The organism is Rhizobacter sp. (assembly GCF_032229685.1).
Lineage (GTDB): Bacteria > Pseudomonadota > Gammaproteobacteria > Burkholderiales > Burkholderiaceae_C > LMDS01.
Map to the genome: position 1 here is coordinate 16,013 of NZ_JAVTWP010000036.1, position 24,595 is coordinate 40,607.

The window sequence follows — 24,595 nt, forward strand, 5'->3', positions numbered from 1 at the left end:
GTGCTGATTCCGGTCGACAAGCACCCGTTCAACGTGTCCACCATTCACCCCAGGAGATATACCCATGAACCAACGCCTCATCCTCTCCAGCGCCCTTGCTTCCGTGCTCGCCATGGGCGTGCTGGGCACCGCGCAAGCGCAAGACAGCGGCAAGGAAAAGTGCTACGGCATCGCCAAGGCCGGCGCCAACGACTGCGCCAACCTGTCGGGCTCGCATTCGTGCGCCGGCCAGGCCAAGACCGCGATGGCTCCCGACGAGTGGAACTACGTCGCCAAGGGCACCTGCGCCAAGATGGGCGGCAAGAGCGCCGACGAAGCCAAGGCCGCGATGAAGAAGTGAGCTGACTTGTCCGGCCAGCCTGCGCAGGCCGCGGCCGGCATCGGCCTGCGCCAGCCCCACTACGCCGAATTCTTCGGCGCCCCGCCGCCGCTCGGTTTTGTCGAAGTTCACTCCGAGAACTTCTTCGCCGACGGCGGCGCTGCGTTGGCGGTGCTGCACCGGGCTCGCGAGCTCTACCCGGTCAGCCTGCACGGCGTGGGCCTGGCGCTCGGTTCGGCCGCGGGGCTCGACCCGTGGCACCTCGACCGGCTCGCCCGGCTGACCGAGCGCATCGAGCCGGTGCGCGTTTCCGACCACGCCTGTTTTGCGCGCGCGGCCCTGCTGCCCGGCGGGCCGGTCGTTCACGCCAGCGACCTGCTGCCGGTCGCGTTCACCGACGAAGCGCTGGCCATCATGGCCGGCAACGTGATGCAGGTGCAGGAGCGCCTGCGTCGGCCGATGCTGGTCGAGAACCTCTCGTCCTACCTGTCGTTCGCCGACGACTCGATGAGCGAGCCCGAGTTCTTTGCGCAGCTCTGCCGGCGCACCGGCTGCGGCATGCTGCTCGACGTCAACAACCTCATGGTCAACGCGCTCAACGCCGGCGCGAACGACCCGGTGGCCGCCTGCTGCGGGTTCATCGACGCGTTGCCGCCGGGCATCGTCGGCGAGGTCCACCTGGCCGGCTACCAGCAGACCGAAGACATCGTCATCGACGACCACGGCAGCCGTGTGCGGCCCGACGTGTGGCGGGTCTATGACCATGCGTTGCAGCGCTTCGGCGCGCTGCCCACGCTGGTCGAATGGGACACCGATCTTCCGGCCTTCGAGGTGCTGCTGGGTGAAGCCGGGCAGGCCAGCGCGCTGCTGGCGCAGCGGGCCGCCGCATGAACGAATCGCACGAAAGCCGACGCCAGCGGGCGCTGGTCGGTGCGATCGCCGGGCAGGCGCTGCCGGCATCGATCCGCGAGCCGCAGGCGCGCGCCGCGCGCGGCTTGTCGGCCTACCGCGCCAACGCCGAAGCGCTGGCCGAGCGTGCGCTGGCTGCGGTGTTCGGCACTGTGCAAGCGATGCTCGGCGAAGAGAACTTTCAGCACCTGGCCCACGAGTTCTGGCACGCCCACCCGCCGCTGCGCGGTGATGTGGGCGAGTGGGGCGACGCTTTCCCGGCCTGGCTGGAGGCGCACGCCGCCATGGCGCGCTGGCCCTGGCTGGCCGACTGCGCGCGGCTCGACCTCGCGCTGCACCACAACGAGCGTGCCGCCGACGCGGTGTTCGACGCGGCGTCGCTCGCGCTGCTCGAATCGACCGATCCGGCGCTGCTGCTGATGCAGCTGATGCCCGGCAGCGCGGTGCTGCGCTCGCGCTGGCCCGTCGCCACGATCCACGCCGCGCACCAGGTCGACGCGGCGGGCAGCGAAGCCGCATTCGCCAACGTGCGCACCGCACTCGACGCCGAGCGCGGCGAGCAGGTGCTCGTGGTGCGCCAGGGCTGGCGGGCGCACGTGCAGAGCCTGTCACCCGCGCAAGCCGACTGGAACGACAGCCTGCTCGGCGGTGCCAACCTGTCGGCCGCGCTCGAACGCGCCGGCGAAGGCTTCGACTTCGCCGCGTGGCTGGGCGATGCGCTTCGCGGGCAGTGGCTGAAAGGTGTGGCGGTGCGGCACGACTGAGATGCAGCTTCTCGACAAGGAACCGGCATGACCCACCCCTCTACGCTCGCCCGCCTGTGGTTGTTCATCGAAGGCCGTGCCGCTTCGCTCGGCTGGCTGCAGCCGGCGGCGCAGCTGGCGGCGCGCTGTTATGTCGCTTCGGTGTTCTTCGCCTCCGGCCTCACGAAGCTGCGCGACTGGGACACCACCCTCGCGTTGTTCAACGACGAGTACCACGTGCCCTTGCTCAGCCCGACGGTGGCCGCCTGGCTCGGCACCGGTGGCGAACTGGTGCTGCCGGTGCTGCTGTTGTTCGGCTTGTTCGGGCGCTTCGCGGCGCTCGGCCTGACGGTCATGAACGTGGTGGCCGTGCTGAGCCTGATGGACGTTCCCGACGCCGCCCTGATGGGCCACGTGTTCTGGGGCAGCCTGCTGCTCGGGCTGCTGCTCTGGGGGCCCGGCCGCTGGTCGCTCGACCACTACCTGATGCCGCGCCTGCGTGAGCGGGTCTGCGGGCACGCGGCGCCGCGTCTCGTGTCGGGGCCACCCGGCCGGAGTTGACGCGGCCCGGCGCACCGCGCCGCACACGCCGCCGCAGCCTGAAGCAGAATCGCTCGATGAAGTGGTTCTCCAGCCTGTGCCTGGCCTGTGCCTGCACCACCGCGCACGCCGACACGCCGCTGCCTTTCGGCGCGGCCGGCGCTGCCCCGATCGCGCCCTGGCACGTGGTGGGGCTGCCGAGGCAGAAGAAGCCGTTCACGAGCTTCGCCATCGTCGACGTCGACGGCCGCCGCGCTGTGCGCATCGAAGCCGACAACTCCTACGGCAACCTGGTCTACCCGCTGAACCCGGCGCGCGCCGTGGCGCGCATGAGCTGGCAGTGGCGCGCCGACGACCTGATCGACGACGACGACCTGCGCACCAAGGCCGGCGACGACACCGCGCTGAAGGTCTGCGTGTTCTTCGACCTGCCGCTCGAGAAGGTGCCGTTCGTCGAGCGCCAGTTGCTGCGTGCGGTGCGCTCGCAGTCGAGCGAACCCCTCCCGGCCGCGACCGTCTGTTATGTGTGGGACGCGCACCTGCCGGTGGGCACCGCCATTCCCAACGCCTTCACCAAACGGGTGCGCTACAAGGTGCTCGAAAGCGGCCCGGCACGCCTGCACCAGTGGACGGCCGAGAAGCGCAACCTCGCGGCCGACTTTCTTGAACTGTTCGGCGACGAAAGCAACGAGGTGCCGCTGGTGACCGGCGTGGCGGTGGGCGCCGATGCCGACAACACCCACGGCCACAGCCTGGCCCACGTGGCCGACGTGGTGCTCGAGCCTTGACCACCAGCTGCGCCGCGCGGGTGGTTTCTACTTCGACACCCTTGGCGTCGACGCCCCGCGGCCGCGCAGCGGCGTCTATGCGGTGCGCGCCGGCGCTTCGCCAGGCTGCGGCGTGTGCCCCAGATGCCGAATCAGCACCTCGTACAGGGCCGCCGCGGTGATGGGCTTGGTCAGATAGCCGTCCATGCCGGCATCGGCGCAACGCTGGCGATCTTCTGCCATCGCGTTGGCGGTCAACGCGACGATGGGAATGCGTGGGCCACTTTGCCGCGCGGCCCGGATGAGCCGAGTCGCCTCGTAGCCGTCCATCACCGGCATCTGGCAATCCATCAACACCAGATCGAACGCGCCTTCCTGAATGGCTGCCAGCGCGCGCGCGCCGTCTTCGACCAGTGTGACCTTCATGCCCTGCCGCTCGAGCATGGCGCGCACCACCAGCTGGTTGACCGGGTTGTCTTCCGCCACGAGCACCTTGGCCTCGCGCACCGACCGGCCGACGGGTCTGGCCCCGGGTTCGGGCACCGCCGACGGACCGGCGGCGGTGTCGAACGGAAGGTCGAACCAGAACGTGCTGCCGCTGCCGGGCCGACTCTCGACGTGGATGCTCCCGCCCATGAGTTCCACGAGGTTCTTGCAGATCACCAGGCCCAAGCCGCTGCCGCCGAACTTGCGGGTGGTCGATGCATCCGCCTGTGTGAAACGCTGGAACAACTGCGGCAGGATCTCGGGCGCTATGCCCACGCCGCTGTCGCGCACCTGCACCCGCCACCAGACGCGCGGATCGTCCGTGGGCCCATCGATGCCCTGGCTGCTCAGCGTGATGCGGCCCTGGTCGGTGAACTTGATCGCGTTTCCCAGCAGGTTGGTCACCACCTGCCGAAACCGCATCGGATCGCCGCGAACCAGCGGGACCATGTGCGCATCGAACTGTGTGACGAGGACTGTTCCGCGTGCCGCCGCGAGTTCACGGTAAACCTCGACAATGTCGTCCAGCACCTGCCCTGGTTCGAAGTCGATCCGTTCGATGTCGACCTTGCCTTCCTCGATCTTGGCCAGATCCAGTATGTCGCCAAGCAGGTTGTGCAAGGAACGCGCGGCCGATGCGATTCCGCCGACGAAGCGCGACTGATCTTCATCGAGCCGGGTACCCTGCAGCAATTCCGACATGCCCAGAACCCCGTTCAGTGGCGTCCGGATCTCGTGGCTCATGTTGGCCAGAAAGCGCGTCTTGGCCAGGTTGGCGTCAACCGCCAGCAGCCGGGCCTGCTCCCGCTCGGCGGCCACCGAGTCGCTTTCAAGTCGCAATCGGGTCATCTCGGTCCAGCGTTCGTTGCTGCGCCAGCTTTCCTGCGCCAGCACCACGCCGTAGATGGCCAGGCTGCACACGACCACCCAGGCGTCGGCGTATTCGTGCCAGACCGCCGACCCCATGAGGGGCAGCAGCATGATCATTAGATTGATGACTGCAGTGCGAAAGCTGCTGACCAGAATGAACACGCCGATCGCCGTGATGCACGACACGCCGGCAAAGAGCAACGCACCCAGGCTGCTGGACTGCGTCACGGGAATGAAGACCAGAGAAATCACGCCCCATCCCAGATCGTCCAGAACAATGAACACCTCGAATCGCGCACGCCAGTAAGACACCCGCAAGGTGCGGCGCGGATCGACTGCGAAGCGGCGTGTTTCCAGGGTACGGACGACAGCGATGACCACGCGATACGCCACCCATCCGATCACCCAGGCCGCCGTCACCAGGCCCCACATGGCGTAGCCGATCACCATCGAGAAGGCGACCGCGCCGACTTGCGGCATCGGGGCCAACCGGTAGATCGAACTGACGCGTTCGAAATCGATCTGGTTCTCGATGGCCGCAGACGACTGCGCGCTCGGGGACGGTTCAAGCGTCACGGTCAAAGTGCGCGCGCGACGCAAACAGGCGTGTGGGGATCATTCATCTCGTATCTGACGGTGCATATCCGCTCTTTGCAGGGCCGCCCTGTTGGCAGCAAGCTGTCTCTCGACCTCATTTATCGGACATTTACGGTGAGAAATGAGCGACCCGGTGCCATGCCGACCGAAGCAAAGCGCCCCAACTGTTGCCAAAGCACGGAAATCTGTGCGTCGAGCCACTCGTGCAAGAGTCCTCAAGCCCGCCCGCCGCGCTGCCGATGAACAGAGTGGGCGGGCACACTCGCGCCTTGGCCAAGCAAGCCCCTGGGAACCATGTCAGACCGAACTCCTGAAATACGCCGTTGGGCGACCTCGATTGAAAACGCCACGTTCGGTGTCTGGGATCTGGATCCGCGCCTCGAGATCGTGCACTACTCGCCGCAGTGGAAGGCGCGCCTCGGCTTCCCGCGGATCGACGCGCCGGACAGCAGCGCCTTCTGGCGCTGCAGAGTGCATCCCGACGACTTCGACCCGATGCTCGGCTCTCTGCGCTCGCACCTCGACGGCTGCACGCCGACCTACGAAATGCGGTTCCGTCTGCGCAGCAACGGCTCGGGTTATCGGTGCATGCTGTCACGCGGGCGCGTCGTCGCGCGTGACCCGCTGGGCAACGCCACGCGGATGATCGGCACCATGGTCGATCTGACGGGCCGGGCCTCGTCGGCGGCGAACTACGGCCTGGCCACCGAACTGGCGGTGCAGGCGCACGTGTTGCCTCGTTTGCCCTTTCACGCCGAGCTCGGCGGGGCGCCCGAGAGCCCTCGGCTGGTCGAGCTGATCGACGACTTGCTCGACGTCGCCTTGCGCGATGCCAACGCCGCGCCCTAACAGCCCGCATCGCCGTCGCGGGCAGCGCCCTCGCGCTCAGTCTCGCCGCTTGAAGTCGATCTCGAACGGGCCGGGTACACGCCCGTCGGTGTCGCGCGGCAGCACCTCGGTGCGTTCGATCGCACGCAACACCGCATCGTCCCACGACTTCACGCCGCTGCTTTTCACCAGGCGCTTGGCGACGATGGTGCCGTCGGGCGCGAGCCGCACTTCGACGGTGGCGACGGGGTTGCCGTCGATCACGTCGGTGAACACGATGTTGGGCTTGATGCGCGCCATGATGCGGCCGGCATAACTCGCCGACGGGCCGCTGCTGCGTGCAGCCGTGCCGGTGGCCGTGGCGCCGCCGGTCGCACCGGCCTGGCCGAGCATGCGCTGCAGGTTGGCTTCGCGCGCTTCTGCGAGCCTTTCGGCTTCGGCGCGCTCCTTGTCGGCCTGCTGCTTTTTCTTTGCCTGCTCGGCGCGCTGCTGGGCGCGTTCGTCTTCTTCGCGCGCGGCCTTGTCGCGCTTGGCTTTTTCACGCTCGGCCTTGTCGCGCTCGGCCTGCTCTTGTTTCGCTTTCTCGCGTTTGGCCTGCTCGATGGCAATCTGCGGGTCGGGCGCGGGCTCGCGCACGGGCGGTGCCTTGGCGACGGGCTCGGGGCGTTTCGGCTCGGGCGGTGCCGGTGCCGGCGGTGGTGTCACGGCGCGGGGTGCCTCGAACTGCGGCACGGCCGACCAGAGTTCGGCTTCCACCCCTTCGGGTTCGCTGCTGCGCCAGTTCACGCCGAAAGCCAGGGCCACGATCAGCAAGGCGTGGGCGAGCAGCGCGAGGGCCAGGCCCGCGCCCATGCCACGTGGTTGGCGTGGCATGAAAGGATCGCGTTGCAGGACGGCGCTCATGGTGCCGGCTTCAGTTGCCGCCGTTCTTCACCGACAGGCCGACACGCTGCACACCGGCGCGCTGTAGGCTGTCCATCAGCTTCACGACGGCTTCGTATTTCACGTTGCGGTCGGCCGAGATCACGACCGGCGTGTTCGCATCGCCGCCCTGCTTTTCGCGCACCGTGGCAGCGATGTTGCGCAACGGGATCGCACCGCCGTCTTTGCCGTCGACGCGCAGGCGCACCGTCTCGTCGGTGCCGACCACGACCTCGACCACGTGCTCGGGCCGCTGTTTGCTCTTGCCCACGCTCGGCAGATCGACCACGCCGGTGGTGATGAGCGGCGCCGTCACCATGAAGATGATCAGCAGCACCAGCATCACGTCGATGAAGGGCACCATGTTGATCTCGTTGATGGTGCGGCGGCGCGAGCCGCTGCCTCGGTGACTGACGACGGCAGGCATGTCAGTGCGCTGCCGCCGGCACGCCGACGTTGCGCTGCAGGATGTTGGAGAACTCCTCGATGAAGGTCTCGAGCTGGATCGCGATGCGGTCGATGTCGCGCGCGAAGCGGTTGTAGGCGATCACCGCGGGTATCGCAGCGAACAGGCCGATCGCGGTGGCCACCAGCGCTTCGGCGATGCCGGGCGCCACGGTCGCGAGCGTGACCTGCGTCATGTTCGACAGGCCGATGAACGCATGCATGATGCCCCACACGGTGCCGAACAGGCCGACGTAAGGCGAGACCGAACCCACGGTCGCCAGGAACGACAGGTTGGCTTCGATCGTGTCGAGCTCACGCTGGAAGCTCGCGCGCATCGCACGCCGTGCGCCGTCGAGCAACGCCCCGGCATCGGTGACCTTGCGTTCGCGCAACTTCATGAATTCGCGCATGCCCGAGGCGAAGATGCGCTCCATCGGCGCGCCGTCGGGGCGCTTGGCAGCGTCGGCATACAACTCGTTGAGGTTCTTGCCGACCCAGAACTCGCGCTCGAATTCTTCGTTCGCGGCGCGGGTGCGCTTCAGGCCGAAGAGCTTGCCGAAGATCACGGTCCAGCTGGCCAGCGAGCCAATCAGCAGCCCCGCCATCACGAGCTGCACGACGAAGCTCGCATGCAGCACGAGCGAGATGATCGAGAGGTCTTGGGTCATTCGTTGTTCTTGTCGAGCGAGCTGATGATGGAATTCGGAACCCGCTGGGGTCGAAAGGTTCCGGCGTTGACGCAGGCGATGCGGATCGTGCCTTCGGCGAGCAGCGTTTTCTTGCCTTGCGCGTCCGAGCGCCAGGCCTGCTGCGCGATCGTCATCTGCGCCAGCCCGGCGTGCTTCACCTGGACCGTCACGTCGAGCAGGTCGTCGAGGCGCGCCGGGCTGCGGTAACTGACCGCAGTATCGGTCACGACGAACATCACGCCTGTTTCAACGCGCAAGCGCTCCTGGCCGTGGCCGAGCGAACGCAGCCACTCGGTGCGTGCACGCTCGAAGTACTTCAGGTAGTTGGCGTAGAAGACGATGCCGCCGGCATCGGTGTCTTCCCAGTACACGCGCAGCGAAAAACTGAAGGGCTTGGGTCCGGTCTCAGGCATCGGCAGCGACAAGGGCGGCGCCGCAAGCCGCGGCAGCGCGCGAATTATGGCTGCACGCGCCTGTACACCGGCCCCCACTGCGGGTGGCCGGCTTCGGACTTGCTGAGTGCGAAGTCGGGGTCGGCGGCGCGGGCGCGCCGGAACTCGACCTCGCAGGCCGCGGCGCGGTCGCTGGTGCAGAAGATGAAGGCCAGCAGCTTGTGGGCGGTTGCCCGGTCTCTCGCCGAGACCAGGCCGATCTGCAAGGCCTGGCCGAGCTGCTTCTCGGCCTGCGGATACTGGGCGTCTTCATACGCGCGCCAGCCGCCGAGCAGGGCCTTTTCTGCCGGCCGCTCGATCACTTCCATCAGGCCGGTCGGCACTGGCGGCGGCACGGCGCAACCGGCCAGGGCCAGCGCGAGGGCGAGGGGTACGAAAGGTCGCAGGGTAGCCATCAGAACTTGTGCTTGAGCGAGAAGGGTTGGCCGGGTGTGACGATCACGGTGGTCGTCAGCGCGGGGAAGTCGGTGTTGCGGATCACGATCTGGTGCCGGCCTTCGGGCAGCGACAGCTCGTTGATCGGCGGTGAGGTGCCGACCGGGCGGCCATCGACTTCGACCTCGCCCCACGGGCTCACTGCGATGCGCACGAGGCCGGTCGGCAGCGGTGCGGCCGCCGTGGTGGTGGCAGGTTTCACTTCACGCTCGCGGGCTTCGCGCTGGCGCTTCTCGCGGGGTGTTTCCTTGGGTGTGGCGGCCACGGCCTTGGCGGGCGTGGCTGGACCGGCCGCCGTGGGCGCTGCAGCCACCGTGGCCGGCGGGCTGGCCGGCGCGGCGGCCTGCAAGGCCGGAGCCGGTGCTTCTGTCGCGGCCGCCGCCGCGGGCAGTTGTGCCGCGGTGTCTGCGGCAGTCGCCGGGGTCTCTACCGCCGGTGCCGCCGCGGCGGCCACCGGCGCCGGCGTCGCGGCCACCGGCGGGGCGGGCGCCGGCGCCACCGCCGCTGCGGGTGCCGGTGTCTCGGTGTGCCCGGGGGCCCAGCGCATCCAGGCCAGGCCGGCAGCCACCAGCACGCCGGCGCCGGCCGCCAGCAGCCACAGCGGGCGTGCACGGCGCGGCGGTTCGGCAGGCACCTCGCCTTCGGAGGTGATGGTGTTTTCGTCGAGCCAGTGGCGCAGCTCGCGCGAGAAAGAGCGCGCCGACCGGTAGCGGGCGTCGGGGTTCTTCTCCATCGCGCGGGCGGTGATCTGGGCCAGCGCTTCGGGGATGTTCGGGTCGATCTTGTTCGCCAGCGGCGGGTCGTGCTTGAGCACCGCGTTGGTGATCTCGCTCAGGGTGGCACCGCGGAAAGGCTTGAGGTCGGTGAGCAACTCGTAGAGCACGACGCCGAGCGAGAACACGTCGGCGCGCCGGTCGACCGTTTCGAAGCGCGCCTGTTCGGGGGCCATGTAGTAAGGCGAACCAGCCGCGATGTCGCCACTCGCGGCGGCCTCGTGCTGGTGCGCCACCCGGGCGATGCCGAAGTCGAGCACGCGTGGCTGGGTGCGGCCGACCATGAAGATGTTGGCGGGCTTGATGTCGCGGTGCACCACGCCCTTGCTGTGCGCATACGCGAGCGCGTCGGCCACACGGCGCACGATCAAGGCGGCCTGGGCCGGCGTGGCGCGCCAGCCTTCCTGGCGCAGCTGGCGCAGGTCGCGCCCCTTCAGCAACTCCATCGCGATGTACACGCGGTTGTCGCTGATGCCGGCGTCGAACACCGTCACGATGTGCGGGTGGCTCAGGCCGCCGGCGGCACGCGCTTCGTTCAGGAACAGCGCGTTGAAGGAATCACGCTCGCTCACTTCGAGCTCGACGTTGAGCGTCTTCACCGCGATCAGCCGCGACAGCAGCGGGTCGTGTGCCGCGAACACCGTGCCCAGGCCACCTTCGCCGAGCTTGTACTTCAGCGCATAACGGCCGATGTGGCCGATGGTGGGAATCTGCTCGTCCTGTGCGTTCGGTGCGTTGGTCTGGAACGCGGCCGCCGGGCCCTGCATCGCGGTGATGTCGGAGTCGCCCCACAAGGCCAGTTCGGCGGGCATGCTGGGCAAGGGCGCGGGTTCCGAGTCTTTCGGTGCAGGCTCGGGCGGGGTGTTGGCATCGGTCACGCCCGGCAGCTTAGCCGAGTGACACTGCGTTGAAGCACCAAAATGGCACCGGATCGATGCCTTCGTCACATCCGCACACCATTCTGTGGGGGTGGGTGCACCGATTTCAGGCCGCTTGAAGCAACACCTTGCCGAGCCGCGCGACCGCCTCTTGCAACTGGGCCATCGAGCTGGCGTAAGACAGGCGCACGAAGCGCTCGGCACCGTGCTGGCCGAAGTCGCGCCCCGGCGTGATGGCGACGTGCGCGCGGCGCATCATGTCGAAGCAGAAGTCCCAGCTGCTCGGGTTGTGCGCCGAACAATCGGCCCAGGCGTAGAACGCGCCGTCGGGCATCACCGGCACCGTGAGGCCGAGCCGGTTCAGGGCCGGCACCAGAAAGTCGCGGCGGGCGCGAAACTCGGTGCGGCGGCGTTCGTATTCGGCGATCGACTCGGGCTCGAAACACGCCAGCGCTGCGTGCTGCGCCACGGTCGACGGGCAGATGTAGAGGTTCTGCGCGAGCTTCTCGACCGGCGCCACCAGATCGTCGGGCACGACGAGCCAGCCGAGGCGCCAGCCGGTCATGCTGAAGTACTTGGAGAAGCTGTTGATCGAAACCACGTCGTCACCATGGGCCAGCGCGCTGTGGCCGAAGCGTTCGTCGAAGCTCAGGCCGAGGTAGATCTCGTCGACCAGGGTGAAGCCGCCGTGCGCGCGCACGGCCGCAACGATGCGGCCCATCTCGTCGGGCTCGATCGAGGTGCCGGTCGGGTTCGACGGCGAAGCCAGCAGCACGCCGCGGGTGCGCTCCGACCAGGCCGCGCTGACGCCAGCCGCACTGAGCTGGTAGCGCTCTTGCGCGGACGCCGGCAGCAGCACCGCCTTGCCTTCGGCCGCGGCCACGAAGTGCCGGTTGCAGGGGTAGCTCGGGTCGGGCAGCAGCACTTCGTCGTCGCGGTCGACCAGGGCCAGGCAGGCGAGCTGCAGGGCCGCCGAGGCACCGGCGGTGACGACGATGCGGCGCGGTGCGATGTTCAGGCCGAAGCGCTCGGCATACCACTGGCTGATGCGCTCACGCAGCGCCGGCAGGCCGGTGGCGTCGGTGTACTGCGTGCGGCCGCCACGCAGCGCACGCTCGGCGGCTTGCTGCACGAGCGGCGGTGCGGTGAAGTCGGGTTCGCCGATGTTCAGAAAGATCATCGGCGAGTCGCGGCACTCGGAGCTGCGCGCCAGCTCGGCCGCGGCCTTGGCGCACTCCATCACGTAGAAGGGCTCGATGTGGTCGAGGCGCCCTGCGAGCTTCATGCGAGCGGGCTTCAGCGCCGCGCCGCGCGCGCCGCGTCGACTTCGACGCTGCGCAACTCGGCGGCGGCCTTGTCGAGCACGCCGTTCACGTACTTGTGCCCGTCGGTGCCACCAAAACCCTTGGCGAGCTCGACCGCTTCGTTGATCGCCACCTTGTACGGGATCGCGATGCAATGCTTGAGCTCGTACACGCCGATCATCAACACGCCGTGTTCGATTGGCGAAAGCTGCGTGGTCTTGCGGTCGACGTGTTTCGACAGCAGCGCGTCGATGTCAACCGCTTCGCTGATGCAGCCGTGCAGCAGCGCGTCGAAGTGCGCGGCGTCGCACTTGGCAAAGTCTTCCTGCTCGCGCATGTGGGCGTCGATCAGGCCGGCGTCGCTGCCCGAGACGAGCCACTCGTACAGGCCCTGCAGCGCCACCTCGCGCGAGCGGCGGCGCGCAGACTTCGGCTTCGGGTGTTTGGGCGCGGGTTTGGTCTTGGGCGCAGGCTTGGCAGCGGCGGCCGCGCCGGGCTCGGGGGTGTCGGTCACGAAAGGTCTTCCATCAGGTTCGCCATCTCGACGGCCACACGGGCGGCGTCGCGGCCTTTGTCTTCGGCCCGGGCCCAGGCCTGCGCTTCGTTCTCGACCGTCAGGATCGCGTTGGCGATCGGCACTTCGCGGTCGAGCGAGATGCGCGTGACCGCGGCGCCACTTTCGTTGGCGACCAGTTCGAAGTGGTAGGTCTCGCCGCGGATGATGCAGCCGAGCGCGATCAGCGCGTCGAAGTCGTCGCTCTCGGCCAGTGCCGACAACGCCAGCGCCACTTCGAGCGCGCCGGGCACGGTGACGTGCTTGACGTGCTTCGTGTCGACGCCGAGCGCGTGCAACTCGGCCAGGCACGACACGGCCAGCTTGTCGGTGATGGCGGCGTTGAAGCGCGCCTGCACGATGCCGATGCGCAGGTCACGGCCGTCGAGGTGAGCTTGTTGGCCGCCGCTTTTCGACGCGCCCTGATCAGCGTCTTGCATGAAGAACCTCTTTCACTGTTCTGCCGCCATGAAGCCGGTGACTTCGAGGCCGTAGCCGGTCAGGCTGGGCATGCGGCGCGGGCTGCCGAGCAGCTTCATCTTCGTGATGCCGAGCTCGCGCAGGATCTGCGCGCCGATGCCGTAGGTGCGCAGGTCCATCTGGCGCGGTTGCTTTGCGGCACCGGCTCTTGCGGGCAGCACGTGCGGCACCAGCGCGGCCACGTCTTCGCCGCAGTTCAGCAGCACGGCGGCGCTGCGGCCATGGGCGTGCAGCACCGACAGCGCCTTGGGCAGCGGCCACGAGTGGTCGCAATCGGCGCCCACGTCGAGCAGGTCCATCACCGAGAGCGGCTCGTGAACACGCACCAGCACCTCGTCGGCAGCGGTCCATGTGCCACGGGTGAGGGCCAAATGCAGACCGCCGTTGCGGTCGCGGAAGGCGCTGCAGTCGAACTCGCCCTGCGCCGTGGTGAGCTTGCGGCCGCCGGCCCGTTCGATCAGGCTTTCGTGGCGGCTGCGGTGTTCGATCAGGTCGGCAATGGTGCCGATCTTCAGGCCGTGTTCTTTGGCGAAGACGATCAGGTCGGGCAGGCGCGCCATCGTGCCGTCGTCTTTCATCACTTCGCAGATCACCGACGCGGGCGACAGGCCGGCCATGCCGGCCAGATCGCAGCCGGCCTCGGTGTGGCCGCCGCGCATCAGCACGCCGCCTTCTTGCGCACGCAGCGGGAAGATGTGGCCGGGTTGCACCAGGTCGCTCGCCTTGGCGTCGCGCGCCACGGCGGCCTGCACGGTGCGCGCGCGGTCGGCCGCCGAGATGCCGGTCTCGACGCCGGTGGCGGCTTCGATCGATACCGTGAACGCCGTGCCGTGGCGGGTGCCGTTGCGCTGCGTCATCGAGGGCAGCTGCAGCCGGTCGCAGCGCTCGGGCGTGAGCGTGAGGCAGATCAGGCCTCGGCCGAAGCGCGCCATGAAGTTGATGGCCTCGGGCGTGACGTGGTCGGCGGCGATCACGAGGTCACCTTCGTTCTCGCGGTCTTCTTCGTCGACGAGGATGATCATGCGGCCGGCGGCCAGTTCGGCCACGAGCTCGGGAATGGGGGAAATGGACATCGTCGGATTGTAGGTGTCCGGGCCTCACGACCCGGGGCACGCCGGGCGCGTCAGGGGCGCAGCGCGGTCGCGCTCAGCATGCGTTCGACGTAACGTGCGATGAGGTCGATTTCGAGGTTGACCCGGCTGCCCGCCGAAAGACCACCCAGCGTGGTGTTTTCGAGCGTGTGCGGGATCAGGTTGATGCTGAGTTCGCAGCCGGCAGCGTGGTCGCTCACCCGATTGACCGTGAGGCTCACGCCGTTGACGGTGATCGAGCCCTTGTAGGCGATGAAACGCGCCAACTCGGCCGGTGTTTCGATGCGCAATTCCCACGATTCGCCGACGCGTTCGAAGTGACTCACCCGGCCGATCCCGTCGACGTGGCCGCTGACGATGTGGCCGCCGAGCCGGTCGTGCGCGCGCAGTGCCTTTTCGAGGTTGACCGGGCCCGGTTCGGCCAGGCCGGCGGTCTTGTCGAGGCTTTCGGCCGAGATGTCGATCGTGAAGCTGTTCGCCGCGATGTCGAACGTGGTCACGGTCATGCACGCGCCGTTCAACGCGACGCTGTCGCCGAGTTGCACGTCGTCGAGGTAGCCGGCCGGCGTGCCGATCGTGAGCTGTTTGCCGTGGCTGGCGTCGGCGCCGAGCGGCTTGACGTTCGTGATGTGGCCGAGGCCCGTGATGATGCCGGTGAACATCAGCGAATTGTCGCAGGCCGCGCGATGACGCGCAGGTCGTCGCCCACCGGCGCAACGCTGACGAAACGCAGCGCCAGGCCGTCTTCCAGCCGCGTCAACGGGCCGAAGGCGGCCAGCTCGCGCCCGCTGCCGATCAGCTTCGGTGCGATGTAGATCAGGAACTCGTCGACCAGCCCTTCACGCACGAAAGAGCCGTTGAGCTTGTGGCCGGCTTCGACGTGCAGTTCGTTCACTCCACGCCGGCCCAGGTCGAGCAGCATCGCCGCCAGATCGACCTTGCCGTTCGGGCCGGCGGCCAGCACGGTCTGCGCGCCGCTGGCCAGCAACGGCGCGTGGCGATCGTCGGCGGGCTGGGCGGCGTAGATCAGCACCGTGCCCGGTGCATCGAGGATGCGCGCGGTGGGCGGTGTGTCGAGCCGCGAATCGACGATCACGCGCAGCGGCTGGAGCGCGGTTTCGACCAGCCGCACGTCGAGGCGCGGGTTGTCTTCGAGCACCGTGCCCACACCGGTCAACACCGCGCCGGCGCGTTTGCGGAAGGCATGGCCATCGGTGCGGGCGGCCACGCCTGTGATCCACTGGCTCACGCCGTTGTCGAGCGCGGTGCGGCCGTCGAGCGTGACCGCGGCCTTCAAGCGCACCCAGGGCCGGCCGCGCTGCATGCGCGAGAAGAAGCCGATGTTGAGTTCGCGTGACTCTTCGGCCAGCAAGCCTTCGTCGACGCTGATGCCGGCGGCGCGCAGGCGGGCCGCACCCTGGCCGGCGACGAGCGGGTTCGGGTCTTGCACCGCCATCACCACGCGTGCGATGCCGGCTTCGATCAGAGCGTCGCAGCAGGGCGGCGTGCGGCCGTGGTGCGAGCAGGGTTCGAGCGTGACATGGGCCGTGGCGCCGCGCGCGCTTTCGCCGCGCGCGAGCACGTCGCGCAGCGCCATCACCTCGGCGTGCGCGCCGCCGGCCTGCTGCGTGTGGCCGCGGCCGATCACCCGGCCGTCGGCGGCCGTGATCACACAGCCGACACGCGGGTTCGGCTCGCTCAGGCCGATGGCGTGCTGCGCCAGCGCGAGCGCTTCGTGCATCGGCGAGGAAAAATGGGAGTGCGGGTTCATCGTGGACACGGTGGGCGGAATTATCGCGTCAGGGTTGGTGCGCGGCCGTGGCGAGGTTGACCACGGCCCCGGCGGGCGCGCCGGCCGGGCAGGTCTGGTTGCCCTGGATCACCAGAAAGTTCTGGTTCGCGAGCGAATGGTCGACGGCGCTGTAGGCCGCCGGGTGTTCTTCGTTGCTGTCGACCGCGCCGCTGCCGTCGAGGTCGGCCGAGTAGCGGCACACCCGGCGGTCGGCGGCGGTGGTGCCGATGTTCCAGCCGATCGGTGCGATCGTGCTGCGGCCCGACCAGCGGCCGTTGGCGAGCGGTGTCACGACGCACTGGTAACTCACGTAGCGGTCGCCGGCTTCGGTCTGCACCGTTTCGCTGCTGCACTCGGGCGGGGTGGCGTAGGAGCCGCCGGTCAGTGCGAGCGCGATGGTGAAGGCCGGTGGTGCGTCGCTGCCGCGGGCCGCGTCGGGGGGCGCGGCTTGCGAGAAGCGCACGGTGCCGCCGAGCAACTGCGCGTTAATGGCGCCGCACGCGCTCAGGTCGGCGAGGGCCAGGTCACGGGTGGCGGTGGCGGGGTTGATGCCGGTGCACCGCGCCGTCAGCTGGCCCGAGGTGTTGTCGAAGATGAGCGCGGTCGTGCCGGTGCTGGTGGGTTTCATCACGCTGCGGCCGTCGCCCAGGTCCTTGGCGAGCAGCGGCACGCGGGCCGAGCGCGAAGACACGCCCTTGGCATCGATGCTGCTTGGCGCCAGCGCGAGCAGGCCGCCGTGGGCCGGGTCGGTGGCGGCGATCACGGTCGTCAGCACGACCTGCTGCGCTTCGCCGTCACGGTCGTTCCAGTGCACGGTCACGGCGGCGGTCTTGGCGGCGAGCGCGTTCGTGGCCACGACTTCGCGCGCCACCGTGTAGCGGGTGTGGGTCGCGTAGCCGGTGCTGGCGTCGACGCTGTGCGACGCGCTCGTGATGCCGGCCCAGGAACTGGCCGCGCCCGAGGCCGCGAGCATCGAAAACGCACGCAGCGCCTCGATGTCTTCCTGGCCGAGGCGTACCGCTTCGGCACGTTGGCGCGCGATGTCGGAGCCCAGCCGCAAATGGCCTTGCAGCCGCGACACGGTCAACACGCCGAGCGACAGCACCAGCAGCGCGATCAGCGCTTCGATCAGGCTGATGCCGTGTTGGCGGCGGGTGGAAGGGGTGAGCTTGTTCATGGTGTGTCCTCAGAAATCGCGCCAGCCGCCGTTGATGCGGGCGAAGCCGCCCGATCGGCTCTTGAGCGTGGCGAGCACGCCGCTGTCGTAGACGAAGTCGGGTGCGCCGTTGCCCGTGTAGTGGGTTTCAGACAGCGCTGCGCCGCGCAACACGGCACCCGGTGCCGCCGTGTCGTTCCAGCTCAGCGCGTTGGCGTAGAGCAGGCCGTGAAAGTTGACCGCACCACGCAGGCGCGCCGCCCCCTCAACGACGAGCACGACCGGGTGTTCTTCCGAGCCGACGGTGACCGGCCCGTCGAACGCCAGGTCACCGTCGACCCAGATCAGGGCGCTGCCTTCGGTGCTGGCCGTGGCAGCGCTGATCGCCGCGGCGCAGTCGCTGCTGCAGGCGATGCGGGTGACCGCAGGCCGCGCCTTCCAGCGCTGCTTGTCGAGCCCGAAGTACGACGCGAAGAAGCGGTCTTCGCTCTGAGCCGACAGGCTCGTGTCCTGGCTCACCGATGTGCCGGCCAGCGGCGCGCCGGCGGGTGCGTTCAGGCGTGCGCTGCTGGCTGCGATGCCGGCGCCGGCATGCAGGGCGAGCCCGGTGGCGGGGTCGGCGTTGTGCGCGCCGAAGGCCGCACCGTCGGCGTCGACAGCGCCTCGCGTGGTGAGCGCCGCTGCCGGCGGAGTGCGCAGGCCAGCGAGCAGGCCGACGGTCACGTCGACGCGGGCCGTGGCGTCTGCATTCGAGGCCGAGCCTGGCAGGCACGCCCCGGCCAGGCTGGTGCAACCGGTGGCCAGCACCCGCAGCGTGCCGGGCTGGTCGCCGGCGATGAATTGCACGCTGAAAGCGGGGAGGGGGCCGTCACCTTCGGGCGCGCCCAGCACCGGCGCGCCGCTCGCCGGGCAACTGCAAGCCCAGCCCGCGCCGGAGCGCACACACGTGGGCTGCAGCGGCGTGGCAACACCGCCGTTGTTCCAGGTGCGTGGCACGAAGGTCGTGCCGCTCTGCGTCAGCACCCGGCTGCGGAACGACGTGGCTGCGCCGTCGGCCGACGGCAGGCAGTCCGCGCCGATGCGCTGCGGCTGCTCGAGCTGCGCCAGTGCCCACTCGGCGCCGGCTTCTGCAGCTTCGAAGGCTTGCGTGGCTCGGTACTGGTTGGCCGAGGCGCGCTGTTCGAACACGAGGTTGCGGTTCACGAACAGCGTGACCAGCACCATCACGAAGAACAACAAGGTCGTGACGACGAGCGCCGCGGCGCCACGTTGCTGGCGAGCGCCGGTCGAAAGGGCGTGGAGGTGTTTCATGTCAGACAGGGCACGTGCCGGTGAAGGAGTCGTTGCGAAGGCGCACCTGGCTGCGCACGCTGCGCGTGACGCCGGCGTCGGTGGCCGAGCGGCCGCTGATCAACAGTGCGAGGCTGCGCACTTCCTGGCGTGGCGGGCAGTTCGTGCTGCCGGCCGGGCAGGCTTTGCTGCAGCTGGCCTGCAAGTCGATGCGCTCGACGCTCGGGGTCACGCTGAAGGCGGTGACGCTGAGCGTGCCGGTGTCGGTCAGCGCCTGCCAGCCGCTGCCGCCGAGCAGCATCTCGATGGCGCCGTTGCGCAGCCGGAAGCCGAACTGCTCGTTGCTGTCGACGACGTTGTTTTCGGCCACGTCGCGCGAGTAGCGAAAGCTCACGGCGTCGGACGCCGCGTTGTCGGGCATGAGCGCGGTGTACGGGTTGGCGATCACGCTGGTCGTGCCGGCCGACCACACGCCCGAGGTGGCGCCAGCCCAGTAGCCGGCGCGCCGCAGGTCGCGCGTGATCACGTCGGCGGCGGTGCGCAGGTCTTGCATCAGGCGCGCTTCGAGCAGCAGGCTGCGGTTCTCGCGCACGTGGCTCGCGAGCAGGGTGCCGCCGATGGCCGTGATGAACAGGCCGATCGCCAAACCGACCATCAGCTCGATCAGCGACAGGCCGCGCTGGGTGCGGGCGGGCGTGGCCATCACTGGTTCCAGCACTTGCGGTTGGTGGCGGCAGGGTTCGCGACGCTGCTGTCGGGCCCCGAGGCCTGCACCACGTTGGCGCCGACGATGCGCAGCAGCATGTGGCGACAGGCCGCGTCACCCGCCTGCGCGCCGGTGGCCGAGGCGAGCACCTCGTAGCGGTCGTCTGCGGCGTTGCCGAGCGTGAGCGTGTAGTGGCCGCCCGCCGAGACGCTGCTGACTCCGATCTGCGCCAGCGTGCCGTAGGTCGTGCCGTTGGCGCGCCAGCGTGACTGCGCCAGCTGCACCTGCATCATCGAGACGACCACGTCGGCGCGGCGCGCCTTCTGCAGGTGGCCCTGGAACGTGGGCAGGGCCACGCTCGACAGCACGCCGGCCATCGACAAGGTGACGAGCACCTCGACCATCGTGAAGCCACGGTGGGCGTGGCGGGTGTTCGGGTGGGTGTTGCGGGTTTGCATGATGTGTTGTCCTCGGTTCAGCAGGCGCGGTAGCCGGGCATGGCGCCCAGTGGCGAGCAGGAGCGCACGCGCCCCATGACGTTGACGATGTGGTGCACCGCACGGCCTTGCTGGCCGACCAGACGCAGCGTTCCGGTCGGTGTGCTGGTGCCGTGCTGCGGGTCGAACAGCACCGAGGCCACGTTGCTCTGCAGGCTCACGCGGTCGGCGGCCGTGAGCGTCACGGTCTTGATCTGCTGCGCGTCACCGCTGCAAATGGCCGGGCCGGGCGCGTCGCACTGGCACTGGTCGGCGTTGCCGGTGTGGGCGACGTAGCAGCTGCCGGCGGCGTTCGCGTGGAAGCTCAGGCGCACCGGCAGGTTGCGGGCGACGGCCTCGCTGCGCACGAACTGGATGTCGGTGGCGAGCTGGGTGGCCGCGCCTTCGAGCCGGCGGCTGTCGATCAGGCCTTGCAGCCGGGGTGCGGCGGTCGAGGCCAGGATGGCCAGCACGGCGACGACGGTGCAGGCTTCGACCAGCGTGACGCCGTGCTGGCAGCGGGTTCGTGGCGGGTGGTTTTTCATCGGTGCCTCGTGGTTGAAACGATGCACAGACTTTAGAAATTCACGCCGCCCGGCGCGCCCCCACGTGGCGGGAACGAGGCGCCCCTCTCGCGAGTGCGCCCGGGGCATACCCCCGATCGGGGGAACTGGCCTCAACCGGCCAGTTCGCTTGCAAGCGAACTGGCTTTGAGGCGGGTTCTCAGTGCGCAGGCACTGAGAACAAGTCCCGCCTCAAATATCCCGGATCAGCTGCCGGAACTCGTCCACGTCTTCGAAGCTGCGGTAGACCGACGCGAAGCGCACGTAGGCCACCTTGTCGATGCGCTTGAGCTCGCGCATCACCAGCTCGCCGAGCTTGGTGGAAGGCACTTCCTTCGCGCCGCTGTTGAGCAGCTTGTCCTGGATGCGCTCCATCGCGGCGTCGATCTGCTCGACGCTGACCGGCCGCTTGCGCAGCGCGAGCGTCATCGAGGCGTGGATCTTCGCCGGGTTGAATTCGGCCCGCGTGCCGTCTTTCTTGACGACCGAGGGCAGCGCGATCTCGGCGCGTTCGTAGGTCGTGAAGCGTTTGTCGCAGCTCTGGCAGCGGCGCCGCCGGCGCACGACGTCACCTTCGTCGGAGTCGCGGGTCTCGACGACCTGGGTGTCTTCAAAGCTGCAGAAAGGACAACGCATGGGGCGAAGGGGCCGCTCGCGCGGCCCCGTCTCGTGGTCTAGCGATAGACGGGGAAATCGCGCGTCAGCGCCGCCACCTTGGCGCGCACCGCGGCGGTGTTCGCTTCGTCGTTCGGCTTGTCGAGCACGTCGGCGATCAGGTGCGCGGTCTGGCGCGCCTGCTCTTCCTTGAAACCACGGGTCGTCATGGCCGGCGTGCCGAGGCGGATGCCACTCGTGATCATCGGCTTCTGCGGGTCGTTCGGAATGCCGTTCTTGTTGCAGGTCATGTGGGCCGCGCCGAGCAGGTTCTCGGCGTCCTTGCCGGTGATGCCCTTCGGGCGCAGGTCGACCAGCATCACGTGCGATTCGGTGCGGCCGCTCACGATGCGCAGGCCGCGCTCGATCAGCGTGTCGGCGAGCACCACCGCATTCTTCGCCACTTGCTGCTGGTACAGCTTGAACTCCGGCGCCAGCGCTTCCTTGAAGGCCACCGCCTTGGCGGCGATCACGTGCATCAGCGGGCCGCCCTGGATGCCGGGGAAGATCGCGCTGTTGATCTTCTTCGCGATGGCCTCGTCGTTCATCAGGATGATGCCGCCGCGCGGGCCGCGCAAGCTCTTGTGGGTGGTGGAGGTCACCACGTCGGCATGCGGCACCGGGTTGGGGTAGACGCCGGCGGCGATCAGCCCGGCGTAGTGCGCCATGTCGACCATGAAATACGCGCCGATCGCCTTGGCGACCCTGGCGAAGCGCTCGAAGTCGATGCGCAGGCTGTAGGCCGACGCGCCGGCGATGATCAGCTTCGGCTTGTGTTCGTGCGCCAGGCGCTCCATGGCGTCGTAGTCGATTTCTTCGGCGGCGGTGAGGCCGTAGCTCACCACCTTGAACCACTTGCCGCTCATGTTCAGCGGCATGCCGTGCGTGAGGTGGCCGCCTTCGGCCAGGCTCATGCCCATGATGGTGTCGCCGGGTTGCAGCAGGCCGAAGAACACGCCCTGGTTGGCCTGCGAGCCGGAGTTCGGCTGCACGTTGGCGTGCGCGGCGCCGAAGAGTTGCTTCAGGCGGTCGATGGCGAGCTGCTCGACCATGTCGACGTACTCGCAGCCGCCGTAGTAGCGCTTGCCCGGGTAGCCCTCGGCATACTTGTTGGTGAGCTGGCTTCCTTGCGCGGCCATCACGGCGGGCGAGGCGTAGTTCTCAGAAGCGATCAGCTCGATGTGCTCTTCCTGGCGCTGGTTCTCGCGCTGGATGACAGACCAGAGATCGGGGTCGATCGTGGCGACGGTGGATTGGTTGCGGTCGAACATGGTCGGCAGTCCTCTTCAGATGAAGTCCCCGGGTTTCGGAACGCCAGTTCCGCAACGTGTGCGTTGCGCACACGACCCCAAGGCTGCCCAGGCGAACGGCTGAACGGCACGCCTGCAAAAGCACAGGCACCGACCACGCTTCCCGGTGGTAACCCACCTCAGGCCCGAGCAGCTTTGCCGGGCCGCATCGCCAGTCGCGCGGCCCCACCAGTGTAAGGGCAGGGCCGGCCGACAGTTCGGGCGGTTTCGGTTCGGCGGCTCAGCGCAGCAGCGCGAGTTGCTCCGGCTTCGCGGTGTCGGCCGGTTTGGCCGGCGCGATCGGTTCCGGTTTGCGGGGGGCGCCTTCGGGAGCGGGCGCGCCCACCGAGATCAGCGTGGGTTGCTGCTGCAGCGGCACGGCCTTGCCGCTCGCCACCTGGCGCAGCGAACGCTGTTCGTTCAGCACCTTGCCGGCATAACCGCCGTCGTCGGCCAGATTGGCCGCGCCCACGTAGAACCGCAGCCCGGCTTCCAGGCTGCCGGCGCGCGCGATGCACTCTTTGAGCACCTGCACGCCGACGCGCAGGTTCGTGACCGGGTCGAAGGCCGCGTGGTTGCCGCCGAAGGCTTCGTACTTGTCGTTGTGCACCTTGGTCATGACCTGCATCAGGCCCTGCGCGCCGACGGCGCTCTGCGCGAACGGGTTGAAGCTGGACTCGATGGCCATGATGGCGAGGATCAGCGTCGGGTCGAGGCTGGCCTTCTCGCCGACGCGCCAGGCTTCCTGCACCAGGCGGCTGACCGGTTCGGGCGCCACGCGGTAGCGGCGCGACAGCCATTGCGCCACGGCAGCCTGCTGGCGGCTCAGGTCTTTCGGATCGGAAGCCGTGGCGCGGGCGATCGCGTCAGGTTCGCTCAGCTCGGCGGCCAAGGCATCGGCCGGTTCGGCCCGGGCTTCCTGGCGGGCCTGCAGCCAGCCGAGCACACGCGTTTCGGCTTCGTGGCGCAGGTCGGCCTGGCCAGCCACGAACAGCACCACCGCGGCCAGGATCAGGCCGATCAAGGCCAGCGTGTTGTGGCTGACTTCGAGCAGGCCGTGGCCCACGTCGCGCAAGAACACCGAAACGGACTGGGCCGTTGCGTGGCGTGCCGAGTTGGCCGCCGAGATCATGGGGCGCCATGCCTTCATGTCGTTGTCTCTCCTTCGTTCGCCACGTCGCTTGTGGTGTGCTTGCGGGCCTGAACGAACGGCCCGCGCAGCAAGCGGCGGCGATAATCAAAGGCCGGCATTCGAGACGCCTGCAGTGCGGGCGCGACGAACATCGACCAGGTTGTCACTCGGCGCTGGCGCGGCTTGGCGGGCCAGCGTGCCGAGGGGCGAAAGGCTGCGGGTTATCCCTCTGAGCCAAAGATGGGCGGAATCTAACAAAGCCCTTCATAACTGGTCAATCCTATAAAACAAGTCTCTAATAACTATTGAGTATGAAGTATCGAGACTTGCGTGACTTTATGGCGGGGTTGGAACACGCCGGCGAACTCAAACGCGTCGCAGAGCCAGTGTCTGTGCGGTTGGAGATGACAGCGGTCAGTGACTTCGTGCTGCGCGGTTCCGGGCCAGCCTTGTGGTTCCAGAACCCCCTAGGTTACAAAATTTCGGCGTTGACAAACCTTTTCGGCACGCCCCGGCGGGTTGCGTTGGGCATGGGCGCCACCGAGGTGAGCGAGCTGCGCGACGTGGGCCGCCTGCTCGCCAGCCTGAAGGAACCCGAGCCGCCGAAAGGCCTGAAAGACGCCGGCAAGCTGTTACATATGGCGAAGGCGCTCTGGGACATGAAGCCCGCGAGCGTGCGCCGGGCGCCTTGCCAGGAATTGGTCGCCGAAGGCGCCGACGTCGATCTCGGCACGCTGCCCGTGCAGACCTGCTGGCCCGAAGACGCCGGGCCTCTGATCACCTGGGGCCTGGTCATCACGCGCGGCCCGCAGGGCGGGGCCAACGCACGCCAGCGCCAGAACCTGGGCATCTACCGCCAGCAAGTGATCGGCAAACGCCAGGTCATCATGCGCTGGCTCGCGCACCGCGGCGGCGCGCTCGACTTCCGCGACTTCGCCCTCGCCAAGCCCGGCCAGCCGTTCCCGATGGCGGTGGCGCTCGGTGCCGACCCGGCGACCATCCTGGGCGCGGTGACGCCGGTGCCCGACACGCTGTCGGAATACCAGTTCGCGGGGCTGCTGCGCGGCAGCCGCACCGAGGTGGCCGACTCCGGCGTTGGCGATGCCGGCGTGATGCTGCAGGTGCCTGCGAGCGCCGAGATCGTGCTCGAGGGCCACATTCCGGTGGCTGCCAAAGGCTTCACCGGCGTCAGCGAACACGGCGTGCAGACCAAAGAGATCAACGGCTACCTGCACGCGCTCGAAGGCCCGTTCGGCGACCACACCGGCTACTACAACGAGCAGGACTGGTTCCCCGTGTTCGAGATCGACCGCCTGACGAGCCGCGAGCAGCCGATCTACCACTCCACCTACACCGGCAAGCCGCCCGACGAGCCGGCGGTGCTCGGCGTGGCATTGAACGAAGTGTTCGTGCCGATCCTGCAGAAGCAGTTTCCGGAGATCGTCGACTTCTACC

Annotated in this window: 29 protein-coding genes and 1 riboswitch; of the genes, 7 read left to right on the forward strand and 22 right to left on the reverse strand. The window is 68.5% G+C overall.

Translation table 11 applies throughout. From position 1 onward, the window contains the following. The first annotated feature begins 64 nt into the window (after positions 1-64). From AC30PD_RS15760 to AC30PD_RS15780, 5 genes are read left to right on the forward strand one after another with little or no spacing between them, the layout of a single operon-like run. Positions 65-340, forward strand: coding sequence for a BufA1 family periplasmic bufferin-type metallophore (locus AC30PD_RS15760; RefSeq protein ID WP_489536610.1), 276 nt, complete (start codon positions 65-67; stop codon positions 338-340). A 6-nt stretch (positions 341-346) separates the two neighbouring features. Further along, the gene (gene bufB, locus AC30PD_RS15765; protein ID WP_489536611.1) at positions 347-1,210 is read left to right on the forward strand and encodes an MNIO family bufferin maturase; all 864 of its coding nucleotides are present in this window, start codon (positions 347-349) and stop codon (positions 1,208-1,210) included. Beyond that, positions 1,207-1,992, forward strand: a complete 786-nt coding sequence (locus AC30PD_RS15770) for an HvfC/BufC family peptide modification chaperone (protein WP_489536612.1) — start codon at positions 1,207-1,209, stop codon at positions 1,990-1,992. The genes bufB and AC30PD_RS15770 overlap by 4 nt, the downstream gene beginning before the upstream one ends. A gap of 27 nt (positions 1,993-2,019) precedes the next feature. Next, positions 2,020-2,532: a DoxX family protein gene (locus AC30PD_RS15775; RefSeq protein ID WP_489536613.1), complete on the forward strand. Its 513-nt coding sequence runs from the start codon at positions 2,020-2,022 to the stop codon at positions 2,530-2,532. Positions 2,533-2,588: 56 nt separating this feature from the next. Beyond that, positions 2,589-3,299 carry a DUF3047 domain-containing protein gene (locus AC30PD_RS15780; RefSeq protein WP_489536614.1) on the forward strand — a complete coding sequence of 237 codons (711 nt, stop codon included), beginning with the start codon at positions 2,589-2,591 and terminating at the stop codon, positions 3,297-3,299. 75 nt (positions 3,300-3,374) lie between these two features. On the opposite strand, the gene AC30PD_RS15785 is transcribed toward AC30PD_RS15780, so the two are convergent. Further along, a complete protein-coding gene (locus AC30PD_RS15785; RefSeq protein ID WP_489536615.1) occupies positions 3,375-5,210 on the reverse strand; it encodes an ATP-binding protein in 1,836 nt (611 codons plus the stop codon). A 315-nt stretch (positions 5,211-5,525) separates the two neighbouring features. On the opposite strand from AC30PD_RS15785, the gene AC30PD_RS15790 reads away from it, so the two are divergent. Further along, the gene (locus tag AC30PD_RS15790) at positions 5,526-6,080 is read left to right on the forward strand and encodes a PAS domain-containing protein (RefSeq protein WP_489536616.1); all 555 of its coding nucleotides are present in this window, start codon (positions 5,526-5,528) and stop codon (positions 6,078-6,080) included. 36 nt (positions 6,081-6,116) lie between these two features. Here the strand turns inward: AC30PD_RS15790 and tolA are convergent, their stop codons facing one another. The 21 genes from tolA to AC30PD_RS15895 all read right to left on the reverse strand — a co-directional run bounded on the left by tolA (position 6,117) and on the right by AC30PD_RS15895 (position 23,292). Then, positions 6,117-6,962 (reverse strand): cell envelope integrity protein TolA, encoded by an 846-nt coding sequence (gene tolA / locus AC30PD_RS15795; protein WP_489536617.1) that lies wholly within the window; start codon positions 6,960-6,962, stop codon positions 6,117-6,119. 10 nt (positions 6,963-6,972) lie between these two features. Next, positions 6,973-7,407 carry an ExbD/TolR family protein gene (locus AC30PD_RS15800; protein WP_489536618.1) on the reverse strand — a complete coding sequence of 145 codons (435 nt, stop codon included), beginning with the start codon at positions 7,405-7,407 and terminating at the stop codon, positions 6,973-6,975. A gap of 1 nt (position 7,408) precedes the next feature. Next, positions 7,409-8,095, reverse strand: coding sequence for a protein TolQ (gene tolQ, locus AC30PD_RS15805; RefSeq protein ID WP_489536619.1), 687 nt, complete (start codon positions 8,093-8,095; stop codon positions 7,409-7,411). After that, positions 8,092-8,529: a tol-pal system-associated acyl-CoA thioesterase gene (gene ybgC / locus AC30PD_RS15810; RefSeq protein WP_489536620.1), complete on the reverse strand. Its 438-nt coding sequence runs from the start codon at positions 8,527-8,529 to the stop codon at positions 8,092-8,094. Before ybgC ends, tolQ begins: the two co-directional genes overlap by 4 nt. Positions 8,530-8,573: 44 nt before the next feature. After that, entirely contained in the window at positions 8,574-8,963 is a 390-nt protein-coding gene (locus AC30PD_RS15815; RefSeq protein ID WP_489536621.1) for a TssQ family T6SS-associated lipoprotein, read from the reverse strand. Beyond that, entirely contained in the window at positions 8,963-10,654 is a 1,692-nt protein-coding gene (locus tag AC30PD_RS15820) for a serine/threonine-protein kinase (RefSeq protein WP_489536622.1), read from the reverse strand. The genes AC30PD_RS15815 and AC30PD_RS15820 overlap by 1 nt, the downstream gene beginning before the upstream one ends. 106 nt (positions 10,655-10,760) lie before the next feature. Further along, complete coding sequence (locus AC30PD_RS15825) at positions 10,761-11,939, reverse strand: pyridoxal phosphate-dependent aminotransferase (protein ID WP_489536623.1); 1,179 nt, start codon at positions 11,937-11,939, stop codon at positions 10,761-10,763. Between the two features lie 11 nt (positions 11,940-11,950). Continuing rightward, on the reverse strand, positions 11,951-12,472 hold the full coding sequence (gene nusB, locus AC30PD_RS15830; protein ID WP_489536624.1) for a transcription antitermination factor NusB: 522 nt from the start codon (positions 12,470-12,472) through the stop codon (positions 11,951-11,953). Continuing rightward, positions 12,469-12,951, reverse strand: coding sequence for a 6,7-dimethyl-8-ribityllumazine synthase (ribH, locus tag AC30PD_RS15835; protein WP_489536625.1), 483 nt, complete (start codon positions 12,949-12,951; stop codon positions 12,469-12,471). The genes nusB and ribH overlap by 4 nt, the downstream gene beginning before the upstream one ends. A gap of 12 nt (positions 12,952-12,963) precedes the next feature. After that, positions 12,964-14,064, reverse strand: coding sequence for a bifunctional 3,4-dihydroxy-2-butanone-4-phosphate synthase/GTP cyclohydrolase II (ribBA, locus tag AC30PD_RS15840; RefSeq protein ID WP_489536626.1), 1,101 nt, complete (start codon positions 14,062-14,064; stop codon positions 12,964-12,966). A 50-nt stretch (positions 14,065-14,114) separates the two neighbouring features. Next, the gene (locus AC30PD_RS15845) at positions 14,115-14,744 is read right to left on the reverse strand and encodes a riboflavin synthase (RefSeq protein ID WP_489536627.1); all 630 of its coding nucleotides are present in this window, start codon (positions 14,742-14,744) and stop codon (positions 14,115-14,117) included. Beyond that, positions 14,744-15,853, reverse strand: coding sequence for a bifunctional diaminohydroxyphosphoribosylaminopyrimidine deaminase/5-amino-6-(5-phosphoribosylamino)uracil reductase RibD (gene ribD / locus AC30PD_RS15850; RefSeq protein ID WP_489536628.1), 1,110 nt, complete (start codon positions 15,851-15,853; stop codon positions 14,744-14,746). Before ribD ends, AC30PD_RS15845 begins: the two co-directional genes overlap by 1 nt. Positions 15,854-15,881: 28 nt before the next feature. Next, complete coding sequence (locus AC30PD_RS15855) at positions 15,882-17,051, reverse strand: type IV pilus modification PilV family protein (RefSeq protein WP_489536629.1); 1,170 nt, start codon at positions 17,049-17,051, stop codon at positions 15,882-15,884. A 9-nt stretch (positions 17,052-17,060) separates the two neighbouring features. Continuing rightward, a complete protein-coding gene (locus AC30PD_RS15860) occupies positions 17,061-18,341 on the reverse strand; it encodes a PilX N-terminal domain-containing pilus assembly protein (RefSeq protein WP_489536630.1) in 1,281 nt (426 codons plus the stop codon). 1 nt (position 18,342) lies between these two features. After that, on the reverse strand, positions 18,343-19,023 hold the full coding sequence (locus tag AC30PD_RS15865) for a prepilin-type N-terminal cleavage/methylation domain-containing protein (protein ID WP_489536631.1): 681 nt from the start codon (positions 19,021-19,023) through the stop codon (positions 18,343-18,345). Continuing rightward, positions 19,023-19,484, reverse strand: coding sequence for a type IV pilin protein (locus AC30PD_RS15870; RefSeq protein WP_489536632.1), 462 nt, complete (start codon positions 19,482-19,484; stop codon positions 19,023-19,025). Before AC30PD_RS15870 ends, AC30PD_RS15865 begins: the two co-directional genes overlap by 1 nt. A 17-nt stretch (positions 19,485-19,501) precedes the next feature. After that, complete coding sequence (locus AC30PD_RS15875) at positions 19,502-20,047, reverse strand: GspH/FimT family pseudopilin (protein WP_489536633.1); 546 nt, start codon at positions 20,045-20,047, stop codon at positions 19,502-19,504. Between the two features lie 210 nt (positions 20,048-20,257). Continuing rightward, positions 20,258-20,701 (reverse strand): transcriptional regulator NrdR, encoded by a 444-nt coding sequence (gene nrdR, locus AC30PD_RS15880; protein ID WP_489536634.1) that lies wholly within the window; start codon positions 20,699-20,701, stop codon positions 20,258-20,260. Positions 20,702-20,739: 38 nt separating this feature from the next. Continuing rightward, positions 20,740-21,990 (reverse strand): serine hydroxymethyltransferase, encoded by a 1,251-nt coding sequence (gene glyA, locus AC30PD_RS15885; protein ID WP_489536635.1) that lies wholly within the window; start codon positions 21,988-21,990, stop codon positions 20,740-20,742. A 78-nt stretch (positions 21,991-22,068) separates the two neighbouring features. Next, positions 22,069-22,198, reverse strand: a riboswitch (ZMP/ZTP riboswitch). 51 nt (positions 22,199-22,249) lie between these two features. Next, positions 22,250-23,140, reverse strand: a complete 891-nt coding sequence (locus tag AC30PD_RS15890) for a transglycosylase SLT domain-containing protein (protein WP_489536639.1) — start codon at positions 23,138-23,140, stop codon at positions 22,250-22,252. A gap of 14 nt (positions 23,141-23,154) precedes the next feature. Next, on the reverse strand, positions 23,155-23,292 hold the full coding sequence (locus AC30PD_RS15895) for a hypothetical protein (protein ID WP_489536636.1): 138 nt from the start codon (positions 23,290-23,292) through the stop codon (positions 23,155-23,157). A gap of 159 nt (positions 23,293-23,451) precedes the next feature. On the opposite strand from AC30PD_RS15895, the gene AC30PD_RS15900 reads away from it, so the two are divergent. Next, on the forward strand, positions 23,452-24,595 hold a 1,144-nt coding region (locus tag AC30PD_RS15900; RefSeq protein WP_489536637.1), incomplete at its 3' end, for a UbiD family decarboxylase domain-containing protein.